Raw genomic sequence first — 15,318 nt, 5'->3', positions numbered from 1 at the left:
GGATCGAGTCGTGCGGGGTCGTATCGAGGGTGCGGGGCCGAATCGAGCGTGTAGCGCCGCTTCGAGATGTGTGCGGCCGAATCGAGTCGTGCTGTTGCGAACAGTCGATGCGGCGAGCGAGCGGACGGCGTTGCTCAGAGGGTGCGCGTCATGAAGACGCTGTGCGGGTCCTCGAGATAGTCGGCGAATGGTGGGCAGACCTCGAAGCCGTGCCGGGTGTAGAGCCGTTGCGCCGGGGCGAAGTAGTCGGAGGCTCCGGTTTCCAGGCTGAGCCGGTGGTAGCCGCGGGCACGGGCCTCGGCGATGAGATGGCCCAGCAGGGTGGCGGCGATGCCGCGGCCGAGGCGATCGGTGGCGGTGCGCATCGACTTGATTTCGCCATGAGTGGCGTCGAGCTGTTTGAGTGCGCCGCAGCCTGCGAGTTCGCTGTCCTCCCAGGCGCTCCAGAAGGTGATACCCGGGCCGCGCAGGGCAGCCAGGTCGAGGGCGTGCACGCTGTCGGCAGGCGAGTTGTCGTACATCTCGGCCAGATGCTGGGTGAGCAGGGCCGCGACCTCCGGACCGGACAGATCGTCGATGACGATCCGCAGGTCGGCGGTTCGGCTCCGTAGCTGCTCGTCAATATCGCTGGACATTCGTCCATCATGGACGGCGCGTCTGGCCCCTGCTGTCTGGGTCGGTACTCGACGAAGACCTTCGGGGCGCTCTACTGTGAGGGCACTCGCCCTCACAGTAGGTGGCCAACGATGTCGATGTTCGAGAAGTTCGCCCAGCAGGCGAACAATGTGCCGATCAAACCGCGCCGCCTGCCCGCGCCATTGGTGCCGTCGCTGGCTGATCGGGTCGCGGGAGGCACTGAGCTCGAGCCGACCGGCGCGGTACATCGATGCCGGCCGACGTGCGGGCGGACAGGGACAACGCGAGGATCGAATAATGAGGTTTGCCAACAAGTTCGGGACGCTGGCCACGACCGCGGCGCGACGGGCCGCCGATGAGACCTATTACGCCGCACTCACCGTGCGTGCCGGACTCGCGACGCCCGAACGTCCGGATCGGCTTGCCAGAATGGGCGCGGCGGTACTGCGCTCCGGACTGCTCGGTGGACTGACAACCGTTGCCGCCCTGCGCTATCGCGATCGCAGCGCCATTATCGACGAACTCGGCCGCATCAGCTTCCGCGAACTCGATGAGCGCAGTACCGCACTCGCGAATGCCTGGCGGGCGCGAGGTCTGCGCGATGGTGAAGGTGTGGCGATCCTGGCGCGCAACCATCGTGGCTTCCACTATTCGGTTTTCGCCGCGGCCAAGTGCGGCGCCCGAATCATCTTGCTCAACACCGACTTCGCGGGCCCGCAGCTACGTGAGGTGGTGACCCGCGAGGGCGCCGATCTGCTGGTCTTCGACGATGAATATGCCAGCGTGCTGGGCGATTTCACGCCCCGGCGCGGCCGCTACCGCGCCTGGGCCGATCGGCCCGGCGTGGACACCTTGGACAATCTGATCGCGGGCGCCGCGCGCACACCACCGCGCAAGCCGCGCACCGCCGCCCGCATCGTCCTGCTGACCAGCGGGACGACCGGAACCCCGAAGGGGGCGCCGCGCAGCAGTGAGCCGACCTCGCTGTCGCCGCTGGGCGCCATCCTCGGCAAGGTGCCGTTCCGGGCGCGCGAAGTCACCGAATGCCCGGCGCCGCTGTTCCATACGCTCGGTTTCGCGCACGCCATCCTCGCGGTCGGCTTCGGCTCGACGCTGGTCATCCGGCGCCGCTTCGATCCGCAGGCGGTGCTGGACAGCCTGGATCGGCATGGCGCAACCGCCATGATCGCGGTGCCGGTGATGCTGCAGCGGCTCGTCGATGCCGGACCGAAAGCCTTTGCCGGACGGGATCTCTCGCGGTTGCGGATCATCTTCGTCGCCGGATCCCAGCTCGGTGCCGAGCTGTGCGGCCGAGTGACCGAAGCCTTCGGACCGGTGGTCTACAACGTGTACGGATCCACCGAGGTGGCCTACGCGACCATTGCCACGCCCGCCGATCTGGCGGTGGAGCCCGGCTGTGTCGGCTCCCCGGTGCCGAGCACCACCGTGAAGATCTTCGATGACAATGACGGCGAGGTGGGTCCCGGTATTACCGGGCGGATCTTCGTCGGCAACAACTACCAGTTCGAGGGCTACACCGGCGGCGGTGACAAGCCCCGCATCGGGGGGTTGATGTCCACCGGCGATGTCGGCCACTTCGACAGTGCCGGAAGGCTTTTCATCGACGGTCGCGATGACGATATGATCGTCTCCGGTGGTGAGAACGTCTTTCCGGGCGAGGTCGAGGAACTCCTCGCGGCCCATCCCGCGGTGGCGGAGGTCAGCGCGTTCGGTGTGCCCGACGACCGGTACGGTCAGCGGCTGCGCGCGGTAGTCGTTGTACGCGAGGGATATTCGCTCACCGAGGACGAGGTCCGCGCACACGTCAAATCGCATCTGGCTCGGTTCAAGGTGCCGCGTGATGTGTTCTTCATCGATGAACTCCCGCGCAATCCCACCGGCAAGGTGCTCAAGCGCGTATTACGGGAGCTGTCGGCCTGAGCCAGCGGCATCACATGATGCCCAGCATCCGCCGCATCGTATGCCGCAACTGCGCCGGATCCGGCATCGCCGTGCGGAACCACCCGTTCGGCGGCACCACCACCAGTCCGCCGCGCCGATATTCGACACAGTCGACGATGGCGTCCGCGACCGCCTCCGCATCGGGCGCGTAACCGGGTGCGATGGTGCTGACCAGCACGCCCTGTCCGGCGAGTCCGCGATGCAATGCGGTGCCGAGCCCGATCACCGCGTGCTTGGTCGCGCAGTACACCGCGGCGCCCAGTGCGGCCGTCACGCCGATGGCCGAACCGATATTGATGATGTGGCCGTGCCCCTGTTCGGCGAAACGCAGTCCGGCGAGCCGGGATCCGATGATCACCGCGCGCAGGTTGGTGTCGATCTGGCGGTCGGATTCCGGCCCGGACTCCGCGAGAAATGAGCCGGTCGGTTCGACATCGGCGGCATTCACCACCACATCGAGACCACCCAGTCTGCGTTCGGCGGTGACCAGGAATTCGGCGAACCGCGCGTCGTCGGTGACCTCCAGCGGTAGACCGACCGCGTCGGCGCCGTGAATCCGGTTGAACTGGGCGGTGATTGCACGCACTTTGCCCGCATCCGCGTCACCGATCGCCACATCGGCCCCCGCGGCGAGGAAGGCCAATGCGGCCTCCTTGCCGATACCGTAGGTGCCGCCCGTAATCGCGACGCGCGTGCCGACAAGGGTCTTTCTCGGCATGTTGTTCTCGCCTACCTTGGTCTTCGCTCGACGATAGCCATGACGGTAGATTCGCGGCGGCGTGGTAGCCATGCGATATCGGGTCATGACATTGCGCAAACCGGTCAGCTCGAGTCGAACTCGATTGGTATATACGAGGTTCGGCCAAAACCTTGCGAGTGTCGGCCAGCTGCGATCACGATGATTCGGTGGCCTCATGGGAGTGGCGGCGGTCGGTGGCACATGCGGCGATCCTTGCCGAGGTCGGCGATGACCACGATCTGACGCGCGAGGACATCTTGCGCGGTACCGCCATCGATCCGGTGATGTTGAAGACGCCGGGCGCGGAGATCACTGCGGCACAAGAACTCCAACTCGTGCGCAATATCGTCACCTTGCTCGACGACCAACCGGGCGTGGGCTTCGAGGCGGGGATGCGCACGCGCGTCACCACCTACGGTGTGCTCGGGATGGCGGTGCTGAGCAGTCCGACCATGCGTTCGGCCATCGACGTCGCGATGCGCTACTTCAGCATGCTGACCTCGTTGGCACGCGCCTGGCACGTCTATCACGATGACGAGATCTGGCTCCATGGCGACGATCGTGATCTGCCGGGCGACGTACGTGCATTCCTCGCCGAGCGGGATGTGGCTGCGCTGCTGTACAACTGGTATCTGGTGTTCGGGGTGCCGCCGCCGGTAGTGCGGGCCGAGGTCGCCGGTGGGCTCCTACCTCGACTGCGGCCGATATTGGACCAATTCGAGATTCCCAGCACCGAATCCTCGGAGTTCCAGCTCGCGGTCTTCGACGCCACCGATATCGATCGGCCGATGCCCAACGCCAGCCCGCTTACCGCACTGCTCTTCGAGGAACAGTGCATCGACCTGCTGCAACGCCGAGGATTGAAACAGGGCCTTGCCGGATCGGTGCGCGAGGTGCTGTTGCATCAGATGAACGGCCGCATCACCCAGGAAGACGTGGCGGAGCAGCTGCACATGAGCCTGCGCACAATGCGGCGGCGCCTGGCCGACGAGGGCACCTCCTACCGTCGACTATGCGTGGAGACCTATGGAACGCTCGCCGAAGAACTGCTGACAACCGGCCTCACCGTCGAGGATGTCGCCTACCGCATGGGCTATTCCGGCGCACCCAGCTTCTCCAACGCATTCAAACAATGGCGCGGTATCTCACCCGGCCGCTTCGCCCGAGCCGCCTCCGCCCGCCTCCGCCCGAGCGTCGCCCCATAGCCGCCTCGCGCCGACGGCGTTGGTGATTCGCACCTTTTGTCGTGATCCGAACTCGGTGTAGCACGCAAAACTGGTCGATGACGTGCTCGCGGCGCGAGTGCGGATCCCGACAAACGATGCAGGTGCAAGGGGTTGCTGTGGAAAGGGCGGCCGAGGGGCGTGGCGGATGCGACCATGGATAGGTAGCGCGGTGTCGGGAGGTGGTGGGTGTGGTCGTATTCGCGCAGGAGTATGCCGCCCTGCGGTGGTCGGTGGTTGTGGCGTTTCTGTTCGCGGCGGCGGTGGTGCTCGGCCGGTTGGCGGCACCGGCCCGTGAGATGCGTCGGATGGCGGGGGAGTGTGGTGACGCCGGGACGGTCGCCGTTCCGCTCGTTGGCGTCGGAAGAGTGACTGATTCCCTTCGACCGCAGGCAAATTCGATGAGCGAGGGCGTCGCGGCATGTCACGAATCCGATGCCGCGCATCTGATCATGTGTCTGGTCATGCTAGCGATGCTGGTCTTTCCCACGGGCGCGAATCCGGTCGCGTTGCGCGGGGTGCTCATCGCAATGGTCGTCGTCTTCGCGGCACTGCTGCTGGATCGAATTGTGCAGTGGCGCAGTGCGACTCGATTGGTACCCGCCGATCGGGTGGTCGCGCTGGGCTACCACATCGTCGTCGCGCTCACGATGCTGTACACGATGTCCGGACACGGGCCGGGCAGCCATGCCGATGGTCCGAAGCCGATCCCCGCCCTCGCACTCGCCACGCTATTCGCTGCGGACGCGATCGCGCTGATCGTCGCGGCGAGCACCGGACGTCCACAACGCTGGCTCGGGCACCCGATCGGCCCGTCAACCGGTCCGCTCCGCACCCGTGCCCTCTCATCCGCGATGATCCCCCACCTCGTAATGGACCTGGGCACCACGTACATGCTGATAGCCACCACCGCCACCTGACCCCAGCCTCGGACAGGCGATCACCATGCAGGTAAACGTCGAGAGCGCACCTGCACCAACGCATTCTCGGTCACGCGGGCGGTGGTGGGGTGGGCTAGAGGTGGATGATCGAGTCGGCGACGACTCGACCACCGAGACGGACCCAGCCGTCGGAGTCCCATTCAGTGAAGAGCTGGGACCCTTTGCCCTGGGTGATGATCAGACTGCGGCGCAGCAGGGCGGTGAGGGCGACGGCGGCGGCGCCGGTGGCTTCGTCCTCGGCTATTCCCATTGATGGGGCGAACATTCGGGAGCGCAGTGCGCCACGGTGTTCGTCGGTCCAGGTCCACAGGTAATGGTGGCCCTCGTCGAAGTCGTCGGGCCGCAGGTTCGTCAGCGTCTCGACGTCGTCGAGCTGGTGGAAGGTGAATTCCGGCGTCCATTCGCCGCGCGCCCTGATCCAGGTGAGGCCGTCGGTCAGCTCGACGGCGACCGGACCCGCTGCCAGCTGCAGGATCCGCACCGGGCGGCCCTGCTCGGCGAACCACCACGCGGTACCCACGGATGGGTGTCCAGCAAACGGCAGCTCTACCGCAGGGGTGTAGATCCGCACCTTGGCGATGTCGTCGACAGGATCCTCGACGACAACGGTCTCGCTGAAGCCCGCCTTCGCCGCCAGCGCCTGGTGATCCACGTCGGCGACGTCGGCTGCACGGGCGATGCCGAGTTCGTTGCCGCCGTGCCCCGCCGGATCCGTGAACACCCGCACGACCTCGACCCGCGTACCGGTAGCCTCCGGTTCACCTTGTGTACCCATGAGCGCGAGCCTACCGGCAATTCACCAGTGAACCTATGACTCGGTGGCGGGTATGCGTCTGGGACAAATGTCGTGAATTCCCTTGTTCCTGGTCAGTCCCTTTGGTTTCTGGCGCACCGGCAGCCGTGTCGTCATGTCTCAGGAGGCGGCGTGCAGCCAGCTGTTCGGCTTCCTGCTGAACCTGTTTTTCGGACTCACCTTCCTGGGCCATCAGCTGGAGCTCAACAAGATCGCCGACCGGTTGGGCTGGTCGATAAAGGCGACGCCGTCCCGCGGGGACGGGGCCGTTGCCGTCTCATCAGTTTGCGCTCCGGCCGATCTGTGGAAATGGTTGCGGCAGTTCGTATTCGGCCAGTACACTCGCCCAGGCGGCGGAGAGGTCGGTGCCGAGATGACTCGGATGGGCAATTCCGATGTCGGCGTCTTCGGCGAGTTCGAGTGTGCCGCCGCTGACGTCAACCGAGGTGTTGTCCGCAGTGACGCGGAAGGACTCGACCAGTCGATCGTCACGGTAGGTCGCCCAGATCAGTCGGCGAGTGAGGTTGATGCGCACCGGATGCGCGATGTACTGGTTGCGCAGTTCATCGAGGGCGAAGCGGCGATCGGTGACCATGGCGCGTTCGAGTCGCCGGATCTGCTCGGCGGCGCAATTCTGGACGTACCTGCGAATCGTGCGGTACGCCGCACCCGACTCGGCGGCGAGCGCCTGGTCATCGTGTGCGTTCGCCTTGGGCAGGGATTTACGGCGGATGCCGTCGGCGCCGGTAATGGTGGGGCGCAGTTGTTCATCGAAGCCAAGGACGAATTGGCGTGGTCCGAAATCGAGCAGGGCCGTGCCGTCGGGACGCAGCCCTGGGTCGAGAACCATACGGTCCGCGAGTTGATCCGCACTCAGCCCCAACTCGTCGGCCAGATCGTCGACTCGGATCCGCGCCGCCGCACGGACCGCGGCGTTGCGGCCCTGCTGGGTCACCGTGATCAGCGCGGACAACGCACGGTCCGAGCCGATTGCGGCGAGCGTATCGAGCGCACTGTCCTTGGCTGCACTCCAGAGGAGATGAGACAGCATATCCGCGACCGTCTGGTCATTTCCGAAGGCGGCCAACGCCTCCCAGACCCAGGTGTCCTTCGATGCTGAGCCGGTCTTGGTCCACTGGTCGAAGATCACACCGGCCGCGACGGCCAATGTCGCTGTGTCGCAGTACTCGCCGATACGCGCCAGCGCGGCGTGCGGAACTCCGGGGTCCGACAGCATCATGAGTACGACGAGGTTCGCGACCGCGTCGTGCGGCAGTGGGTATCCGGTGGTCAGCATGATCGGCGGCAGCTCAGGAATCGACAACCATTGCGGCAGCGGGGGAATCCGCGCGGGCACGATCTCGGCCGGATCGACATCGAGCAATTCGCGCACGGCAGCGGTCGCACCGTAGGCGCTCGAGGCGGCGAGCAAGGTATCGGTGTGGCCGAGCGCGGCGAGGGTGCGCAAGGCGGCGGCGTGTGTGCGTCTTGCCCTGCGCGCCTTGCCGATCGCACCCGGGATCAAGGCGGTAGCGGCATAGTCCGGATGACGGCGCAGCCAGTCCAGGGCGATGCGGCGGCGTGAGCGCAACCGGAGCCAGTCGGCGATCAGTGCGGCGACGGTCGGACTTTCGAACGGAGCGATCGCCGGGGCGTGGTAGCGCGGCTGCGTCGTGGCCGCGTCGATGACCAGATCGTGAGCCGCGGCACCGTGGGCAGCCGTGAGTTCGAGCAGTGGCTCGGCGTGCCAGAGCAACGAGCTGATGCGGCTGGTGCGCAGGTACGGGTCCGCGCGCGCGAGCTCGACCTGGGCGAGTGCGGTCAGCTGCCATTCGCTGATCGTGGAGCCGCCGGGCGGGACGTGCTCCAGTCGCTGCCGCACTTCGTCGGTGGTCAGTGTCTCGACCCGGCCGAGCCACTCCTCCCGCTCGCCCGCTTGCCACGAAACACGCACGTCGGCAGGCGCTTCGAGGGTGGTGATGGTGGTCGGCTCCGGGCGCGGTCGCTGCCATGGCGGATCGCGCAGAATCGCCGGAACGAGCTCGGCGGGTGTGGTGGAAACCGACGGCGTCGGCAGACTCTCGATGATCAGCCGCCGAGCGGATTCGGGTAGTTCGTCGCACATGGCGGTGGCGAGCTCGGGATGACGCCGGACGTGGTCGCGGAAGGTATCGGTACTTTCCCTGCGGGCGGTCCGCGCGGCGAGCACGCGCATGGCCCGTGCGGGGAACCGTTCGGTGGAACCGAGCAGCGCCGCGGCGGTGGCATTGCGCCACGCGTGCTCGGCCAGGAAGTCCATCGCCGCATCGTCGGGAAATCGGGCGAGCATGCGCGCCAGGGTTTCCGGCCCCGGCGCGGAGCCGTTGCCGCGGCCGGTCTTCCAGAGCCGGATGAGGACGCTGGTGGCGGCGGGGCCGAGATGTGCCGCGAGACTGTAGATCAGCGACTTGTTATCGCGCAGCAGATGCCAATGCCAGGTGATCATGCCGATGATGCGGTGGGCCAGTGCCGGATCGGTCACCGAGGCGAGCAGGAAGGTGGCACCGAAGCCCTCGCTGAGTTGTGGATCGGCGAGATCGGCTGTCACCCAATGCTGTTCGGTGGGAAACAGGTAGGAGGTCAGCAGCCGGATCGATAGCGTCCCGCGCCGCAACCGCCGTGCCTCGTCGAGGGCGTCGGCATAGTCCATGTCCGCGGCCGCGGCCAGCAGGGTGCGCAGGCGGCGAACCAGCGTGGCGGGCGGATCACAGGGCTGCGCGGTGATCCGGTAGGCGTGTCCGTTCCACATATCGGACGACTGCGACTCCGCGCAGACGCCGGTGAGCGCGGCCACGGTCGAGACGGCGAACCGGAGGCCGTGGGTGGCGACGAGATAGTCGGCCAGATCCGCGTGGTTGTCGTAGTAGCGGCCGAGGGCATCGCCATCCAATAGCTTCGCGTCCATGCCGATCGCCGCGCACACGGCCGCGCCGAGCGGATCGGAACCGGGACGGGACAGGTACTGCGCGCCCCGCTGGGCGAGCACCCGGTGCGAGCCGGAATGGCCGAGAATCGCACGGATCCGCTCCGCAGATTGCGCCAGTTTGTCGGAGACCGACTGTGCCGCAGCCACATTCACGGTGACCCTGGCCACGGGGCAGCGCCCGCGGAATGGATCGGTTTTCGACCACCAGGCGCTGGGTACCACCCAGATGTCCTCATCGGTCGGTGGCGTGCGGACAGCCATCGGCCCGTCTCCCTTGTTCACGAGGTGCGTATCGCGGACAGGTTAACGAGCCGCTCCGACATGTACCGGTCGACACGGAAACGGCAACGGCTCCGCCCTTTCGGGCGGAGCCGTTGCTCGGCGTATCGAGATATCAGACCGCGACGGCGGCCAGCGCCTCGGTGGACTGCACGGCCTGGCCGACACCGGCCACGATCGCGGCCGCGCGCAGCGATTCGAAGATCACTTCGCGCGAGACGCCCGCCTCGCGCAACGTCTTCTCGTGGGCTTCCAGGCAGTGGGCGCAGCCATTGATCGAGGAGACCGCGAACGACCACAGCTCGAAATCGGCCTTGTCCACACCCGGGTTGCCGATGATGTTCATCCGCAGACCGGCACGCAGATCGTCGTAGCGGCCCTCGAGAAACGCCTTGCCCCGGTAGAACACATTGTTCATGCCCATGATCGAGGCGGCGCCGAGTGCGGCGTTGTACGCCTCCGCCGACAGGTTGTCCGCGGCCTCCTCGGCGATCTCACGCAGTGTCGTCGCCGACCGGGTCGCGGCCGCCGACGCCAGCAGGGTGCCCCACAGCTGCTGTTCGTTCAGCACGGTGGTGCGTGCGATGGACGACAGATTGAGCTTGAGGTCCTTTGCGTACTCGGGAAGGGAGTTCTTCAGGGTCTCAATGCTCATTCGGCGAATCCTCTTCTCATTCGGGGGTTTTCAGGTGTATCGGATAATGCTCAGACGCTCGCGGCGAGCAGTTCGCCCGCGTTGATGGTCGGATCGCCCTTCTTCCAGTTGCAGGCGCACAGCTCGTCGGACTGCAATGCGTCGAGCACCCGCAGCACCTCGTCGACATTGCGGCCGACCGAACCCGCGGTCACCGAGACGAACTGGATCTCGTTGTTCGGGTCGATGATGAAGGTGGCGCGGTCGGCGACGCCGTCGGCATTGAGAACGCCGGTGGCGGAGGCCAATTCACGCTTGAGGTCGCTCAGCATCGGGAAGGGCAGGGTCTTGAGATCCTCGTGCTGGGCGCGCCACTGGAAGTGCACGAACTCGTTGTCGACCGAGGCGCCGAGCACCTGCGCGTCGCGGTCCTCGAACTCCTCGTTGAGCTTGCCGAAGGCGGCGATCTCGGTCGGGCACACGAAGGTGAAGTCCTTGGGCCAGAAGAAGACGATGCGCCACTTGCCGGCGTGGTCGTCGGAGGTGATCTGGGTGAAGTAGTCGTCAGGCTGCTGAGCGTCGACCTTCGACAGGTCACCGCCGATCACCGCGGTGAGGTTGTATGCCGGGAACTGGTCGCCGATGGTCAGCAAAGCCATGCTTGTCTCCTCGTCAGTCGGGTTGCTAGAGCGAGTGGATCGAAAAGCTCACGGGTGATCTTGCCCAAAGGCCAGTGAAAGGTAAACGTGATCAGTCGCACTACACTGATAGGCGTGACTGATCAGACTTATCAGCCCACCCTGTCGCAGCTGCGTGCGTTCGTAGCGATTGCGGAGTATCGCCATTTCGGCACCGCGGCAACCAGGCTCAATGTGAGCCAGCCCACGTTATCGCAGGCACTGGCCGCATTGGAACACGGGCTCGGGCTGCAGCTGATCGAGCGCAGCACCCGTCGGGTGTTGGTCACCGCCGCGGGTATGCGGCTGCTGCCTCAGGCGACGGCCACCCTCGAGGCGGCCGATCGATTCGTCGCCTCGGCGACCGGTGACAGTCTGGGCGGCGCCCTGCGGATCGGCATCATCCCCACGGTTGCTCCCTATGTGCTGCCGAGTCTGCTGCCCGAGTTGCGCAAGGTGTTGCCCGCCCTCCTTCCTCAGGTGATCGAGGACCAAACCGCCCGGCTGCTGGAGGGTCTGCGCACCGGGGTGCTGGATGTGGCGCTGCTCGCGCTGCCGACCGAGGCGCCCGGCCTGGTCGAGATCCCGTTGTACACAGAAGAGTTCGTGCTGGTCACGCCGCGCGGCCACGAGCTGGCCGGTCGCACCGATGTCGCCGCGGCCACCCTCGATGCGCTGCCGCTGCTACTCCTCGACGAGGGGCACTGCCTGCGCGATCAGACCCTGGAATTCTGCCGCTCCGCCGACGCGCATCCGGCCGCGGTCGGCGATACCCGGGCCGCCTCGCTGGCGACGGTAGTCCAATGCGTCGCGGGCGGCCTCGGCGTAACGCTGATCCCGGAGATGGCGGTCGAGGCCGAAACCGCGCGCGGCACATTGGAAACCGCGCACTTCGCTGCTCCCGCACCGGGGCGCACGCTGGGGCTGGCGTTTCGTGCGTCGACGGCGCGCGCCGATGATTACGCGCGGCTCGCGGAGATCATCCGATCGCAGCGGCCCGGGGCGAACTGAATCAATGCCGCTCGCGATGGGCAATCGCGCACCGTGAGTCCTCCGCCGTCCGAATAGGTCGGATACGCCCACGGGTCGGCTGATGACCGCCCGGTCGCAAAGGGGCAGGGCGCGTCGTCCGGGCGGTCGGCTGATGACCGGCGCGGTGCGAAAGGGTAGGTTGCGTCGTCTGCGCGCCCGCTTCCGGTGCGACTCGACTCGCGCCGCACACTGGGATCAGGGTGTGGAGTCGCCGAGTAGCTCGCTCGCTGTCCGGTGGATTTTGCGTAGGGCGCTCATCAGGTGGCGGCGTTCGGCGGGGGTGAGATCTGCGGTCACCTTGTCCTCCAGGGATTGTCGCTGCGCCTCGATCGGCTGCTGGAGGGCGCGGCCCTTATCAGTGAGCCAGAGGCGGACGAGGCGGTTGTCGTGTTCGTCACGGCGGCGCTCGAGCAGGTCCGCCGTGCTCATCCGGGTGGCCATCTTGACCACGGTCGGGGTGGTGACGTTCAGCGCCGCGGCGACCTCGCCCGGCGTGCGGCCGTCGCGCTCCCACAGCAGGGCCAAGACGTGATTCTGGCCCAGATGTAGTCCGTGCGTACGCATCTCGCGATCGGCGAGGGCGCGCAGCACCTTCGAACTGCGGCCGTGCAGGTCGAGGAATTCGGGCACGGTCGGCCTCCTTGTCGTGGTCGCCAGGCATTGACGCTTAATCGTTAGCCGTCTAACGTTTCATTCGTTAGACGGCTAACGATGTGGAGATCTGATGATAGTTGTTACCGGTGCCACCGGAAATATCGGCCGTGAGCTCATCGGCGAACTCGAGTCCAGGGGTGCGGGATTCCGTGTGCTCGTTCGCGATCCGGCTCGTGTCGCCGATCCCGGCCGGGGCGAGCTGATCGTCGGCGACCTGGACGAACCAGCCACCCTGGCGGCGGCCTTCGACGGTGCCGACAAGCTGTTCCTCCTGGTGCCGGGCATCGGCTCGGAGCATACGGTGAGTGCGGTGAGCGCGGCGCGAGCCGCCGGGATCCGGCATATCGTGCAACTGTCGTCTTTCAATGCGATGGGCGATCCCGTACCGGCCATGGGGAGTTGGCATCGCGACCGCGAGCGGATCGTCGCCGAATCCGGCATTCCGGTGACCGTCCTGCGTCCCGGTGGCTTCATGACGAACGCGCTGGCATGGGCACCGACGATTCGCTCCGGCGGTGCGGTGCTCGATCCCACCGGACCGGGCCGCTACGCCCCGATCGATCCCGCTGATATTGCCGCCGTGGCGGCCGAACTACTCACCAACGACGGCCACCAAGGCATGACCTTTACCCTCACCGGCGCGCAAACCTACACTGTCGCAGAGCAAGTCGCGACCATCGCCAGAACGATCGGCCGCGCCATCGAGGTCCACGAGGCGGCCACGCCGCAGGAGGCCCTGCACTCCCGCTACCCCAACGGCGCACCACCCGCACTGGCCGCCGCAATTATCGAGGGATTCGAATTGATGCGCGCCGACACAGTGGGGTTTCAGACCGACACCGTCCGCCAGCTGCTCGGAAGGGACCCGCGCACATTTGAACAGTGGTGCACCCGCAACATCGACGCCTTCCGTACCGCATGAACCTGGTCTGAGCGTTGCAATACGTTTCGCATCAGAGATGTTGATGATCTTGCGGCGGTCGATGTCGTCCGCCCGTCGCTCGCTACTCGGGTTGCGATCTCTTGGCCCGACCGGCCAGCTGGGGCATGAGCAGCAGCATCGCTTGAACCGCATCATCGTTGTCCGGTCCTGCCGAGCCGGATCGCGACTTCGTCGTTGACATCGGCTCCACCGCCAATTATCTTTGTCGCCAAAGTTAATTGGCTTTGTAATTAAAGGCATTTTTGTCGCTACTCGGCGGCTCCTTCCGGCGCGGCAGGGCCGTTCGCTCACTGTAGGAGGACATCATGTCGTACCCGGCACCCGACGCCGCCGAGGTCATGCAATGGATTCGCGACACGGCCCATCCGCTCGACATGGTCGAGGCCGACGGGCCACTTGCCGATCTCGAGGTGCTGGCTGATCGGGCCGCCGGTGACGTCACCGTCGCCGGTATCGGCATGACCACCCGCGCCGGGCACGAACTGTCTGCAACCGCGCATCGAATACTGCGGATACTGGTGGAGCAAAAGGGGTTTCGGGCGCTGGCGCTGCTCGACGACGTTGCCGTCATCGCGGCCATCGACGAATACGCGCGCACGGGTGTCGGCGACCCGCGCAAATTGCTCGACGACGTCTGGGTCCCGTGGCGCAACTCCGAGACACTCGCGGTGCTGGAATGGGCGCGCGCCTTCAATCGTGCGCACCCGGACGATCCACTGCGGCTGTTCGGCCTGACGCCGGAGGCCGCGAAGCCTGCACACTATGGGCAAGTGACGGCGTTCGTCAGAACTGTTGCGCCGGACCGGCTCGGCGAGCTGAGCTCGCATTACGACCCGATTGTCACCGCCCACCGGTTGGGTGAACACATACAGCGCGCCAACGGCACCCACCCCGGGCGCCCGTTCGTCGACTACGCCCGAGATGCGCTGACACTGGTCGAGTCGTTGCCCGGTGCCGCCGATATGCCCGCCGTGCTGGACGCAGCCCGTCTCATCGTGCGGTACCACGAGTTCAGCACCGCCTCTGGGCGCCGTGACTTCGCCGCCGAAACTGCGGACGCGGCCGATCGCATCGCCGACTGGCACGACCGCACTGGGCATCGCATCGTGTACTGGGAAGGGGTGTCGAATACAGCGGTCGCCGATCGGCTCACCCTGGCTGCGATGTTGCAGGAGTTCCCGACCACAGGATCTCTGCTCCGGAAACGGTTCGGTACCGGCTACCTGTCGGTGGTGGTCACCTTCCATCACGGCCAGGTCCGCGCCGACATGGTCATCCCCGCGCCGGCGAAAGATTTCGCCGACACCATGCTCGACCTGCCCGAACGCGAGAATTATTGGCTCGATTTGCGGAATCCGCTCGCCGGCGCGGTGCAACGATGGCTGCAAGAGCCCGCGAAACTCCGTCTCGTCATCGGAACCTACGACCCAGATCGCGATGCCGACCACTACATCGGTGGCGCTGGCCTGGGTGAATGGTTCGACATCCTGCTCCGGATCCGCTCCATCACCCCGACGCACTCACTGCTCGGTTCGCCATGACTGTCTGCGCGGCATCCGCACATCGGCATTGCGCGGATGTCCTGTGCCACAGCGGTCTCGGGTCGTGTGATGGTCGGCGGGTCGGCTGGCGCGTTGCTGGCCGATCGTGGTGTCAGTGCGGGTGTCAGGTGTGTGTCAGGTCGCCGTCAGTCGGTCCGGCGACTGTGTGTCCATCGAACAAAACGACCGGCACCGACACGGTTGCGGTCGGTGCGACAACCGATTTCGAGGAGTACACGAGATGTCTGTCACCATCACCCTGACCGACCAGGACAAGAGCACCCTGCGCACCGCTGCCT

Annotated in this window: 13 protein-coding genes; 6 read left to right on the top strand and 7 right to left on the bottom strand. The window is 66.1% G+C overall.

All coding sequences use genetic code 11. The features are described from left to right. Positions 1-134: 134 nt before the first annotated feature. Positions 135-635 carry a GNAT family N-acetyltransferase gene (locus ACWEO2_RS35005; RefSeq protein WP_452409278.1) on the bottom strand — a complete coding sequence of 167 codons (501 nt, stop codon included), beginning with the start codon at positions 633-635 and terminating at the stop codon, positions 135-137. Between the two features lie 298 nt (positions 636-933). On the opposite strand from ACWEO2_RS35005, the gene ACWEO2_RS35000 reads away from it, so the two are divergent. Beyond that, positions 934-2,577, top strand: a complete 1,644-nt coding sequence (locus ACWEO2_RS35000; protein WP_452409277.1) for an acyl-CoA synthetase — start codon at positions 934-936, stop codon at positions 2,575-2,577. A 10-nt stretch (positions 2,578-2,587) separates the two neighbouring features. Here the strand turns inward: ACWEO2_RS35000 and ACWEO2_RS34995 are convergent, their stop codons facing one another. Next, the gene (locus ACWEO2_RS34995) at positions 2,588-3,316 is read right to left on the bottom strand and encodes an SDR family NAD(P)-dependent oxidoreductase (RefSeq protein WP_452409276.1); all 729 of its coding nucleotides are present in this window, start codon (positions 3,314-3,316) and stop codon (positions 2,588-2,590) included. A gap of 188 nt (positions 3,317-3,504) precedes the next feature. On the opposite strand from ACWEO2_RS34995, the gene ACWEO2_RS34990 reads away from it, so the two are divergent. Next, positions 3,505-4,542: an AraC family transcriptional regulator ligand-binding domain-containing protein gene (locus ACWEO2_RS34990; RefSeq protein WP_452409275.1), complete on the top strand. Its 1,038-nt coding sequence runs from the start codon at positions 3,505-3,507 to the stop codon at positions 4,540-4,542. Positions 4,543-4,751: 209 nt separating this feature from the next. Further along, positions 4,752-5,480: a DUF5134 domain-containing protein gene (locus ACWEO2_RS34985; RefSeq protein ID WP_452409274.1), complete on the top strand. Its 729-nt coding sequence runs from the start codon at positions 4,752-4,754 to the stop codon at positions 5,478-5,480. A gap of 94 nt (positions 5,481-5,574) precedes the next feature. Here the strand turns inward: ACWEO2_RS34985 and ACWEO2_RS34980 are convergent, their stop codons facing one another. The 4 genes from ACWEO2_RS34980 to ACWEO2_RS34965 all read right to left on the bottom strand — a co-directional run bounded on the left by ACWEO2_RS34980 (position 5,575) and on the right by ACWEO2_RS34965 (position 10,831). Further along, positions 5,575-6,276 carry a PhzF family phenazine biosynthesis protein gene (locus tag ACWEO2_RS34980; RefSeq protein WP_452409273.1) on the bottom strand — a complete coding sequence of 234 codons (702 nt, stop codon included), beginning with the start codon at positions 6,274-6,276 and terminating at the stop codon, positions 5,575-5,577. A gap of 298 nt (positions 6,277-6,574) precedes the next feature. Further along, positions 6,575-9,520, bottom strand: a complete 2,946-nt coding sequence (locus ACWEO2_RS34975; protein ID WP_452409272.1) for a DUF4132 domain-containing protein — start codon at positions 9,518-9,520, stop codon at positions 6,575-6,577. Between the two features lie 133 nt (positions 9,521-9,653). Beyond that, complete coding sequence (locus ACWEO2_RS34970) at positions 9,654-10,193, bottom strand: carboxymuconolactone decarboxylase family protein (RefSeq protein WP_354952216.1); 540 nt, start codon at positions 10,191-10,193, stop codon at positions 9,654-9,656. A 50-nt stretch (positions 10,194-10,243) separates the two neighbouring features. Next, on the bottom strand, positions 10,244-10,831 hold the full coding sequence (locus ACWEO2_RS34965) for a peroxiredoxin (protein ID WP_354952218.1): 588 nt from the start codon (positions 10,829-10,831) through the stop codon (positions 10,244-10,246). A 114-nt stretch (positions 10,832-10,945) separates the two neighbouring features. Between ACWEO2_RS34965 and ACWEO2_RS34960 the strand changes: the two genes are divergently transcribed. Further along, on the top strand, positions 10,946-11,860 hold the full coding sequence (locus tag ACWEO2_RS34960; protein ID WP_452409271.1) for a hydrogen peroxide-inducible genes activator: 915 nt from the start codon (positions 10,946-10,948) through the stop codon (positions 11,858-11,860). A 216-nt stretch (positions 11,861-12,076) separates the two neighbouring features. Here the strand turns inward: ACWEO2_RS34960 and ACWEO2_RS34955 are convergent, their stop codons facing one another. Then, positions 12,077-12,511 (bottom strand): MarR family winged helix-turn-helix transcriptional regulator, encoded by a 435-nt coding sequence (locus ACWEO2_RS34955; RefSeq protein WP_355186830.1) that lies wholly within the window; start codon positions 12,509-12,511, stop codon positions 12,077-12,079. Between the two features lie 94 nt (positions 12,512-12,605). Between ACWEO2_RS34955 and ACWEO2_RS34950 the strand changes: the two genes are divergently transcribed. Both ACWEO2_RS34950 and ACWEO2_RS34945 read left to right on the top strand, forming a co-directional pair. Then, positions 12,606-13,457, top strand: a complete 852-nt coding sequence (locus tag ACWEO2_RS34950; RefSeq protein ID WP_452409270.1) for an SDR family oxidoreductase — start codon at positions 12,606-12,608, stop codon at positions 13,455-13,457. A gap of 326 nt (positions 13,458-13,783) precedes the next feature. Beyond that, a complete protein-coding gene (locus tag ACWEO2_RS34945) occupies positions 13,784-15,019 on the top strand; it encodes an erythromycin esterase family protein (RefSeq protein WP_452409269.1) in 1,236 nt (411 codons plus the stop codon). The last annotated feature ends 299 nt before the right edge of the window (positions 15,020-15,318 follow it).

This window comes from Nocardia sp. NPDC004278 (assembly GCF_053602975.1).
This window is presented reverse-complemented; position numbering and strand designations above follow the sequence as displayed.

Coding starts and splice junctions, on each gene's coding strand:
- ACWEO2_RS34995 (WP_452409276.1), bottom strand. CDS start 3,316: ATGCCGAGAAAGACCCTTGTCGGCACGCGCGTCGCGATTACGGGCGGC.
- ACWEO2_RS35005 (WP_452409278.1), bottom strand. CDS start 635: ATGTCCAGCGATATTGACGAGCAGCTACGGAGCCGAACCGCCGACCTG.
- ACWEO2_RS34975 (WP_452409272.1), bottom strand. CDS start 9,520: ATGGCTGTCCGCACGCCACCGACCGATGAGGACATCTGGGTGGTACCC.
- ACWEO2_RS35000 (WP_452409277.1), top strand. CDS start 934: ATGAGGTTTGCCAACAAGTTCGGGACGCTGGCCACGACCGCGGCGCGA.
- ACWEO2_RS34950 (WP_452409270.1), top strand. CDS start 12,606: ATGATAGTTGTTACCGGTGCCACCGGAAATATCGGCCGTGAGCTCATC.
- ACWEO2_RS34945 (WP_452409269.1), top strand. CDS start 13,784: ATGTCGTACCCGGCACCCGACGCCGCCGAGGTCATGCAATGGATTCGC.
- ACWEO2_RS34980 (WP_452409273.1), bottom strand. CDS start 6,276: ATGGGTACACAAGGTGAACCGGAGGCTACCGGTACGCGGGTCGAGGTC.
- ACWEO2_RS34965 (WP_354952218.1), bottom strand. CDS start 10,831: ATGGCTTTGCTGACCATCGGCGACCAGTTCCCGGCATACAACCTCACC.
- ACWEO2_RS34970 (WP_354952216.1), bottom strand. CDS start 10,193: ATGAGCATTGAGACCCTGAAGAACTCCCTTCCCGAGTACGCAAAGGAC.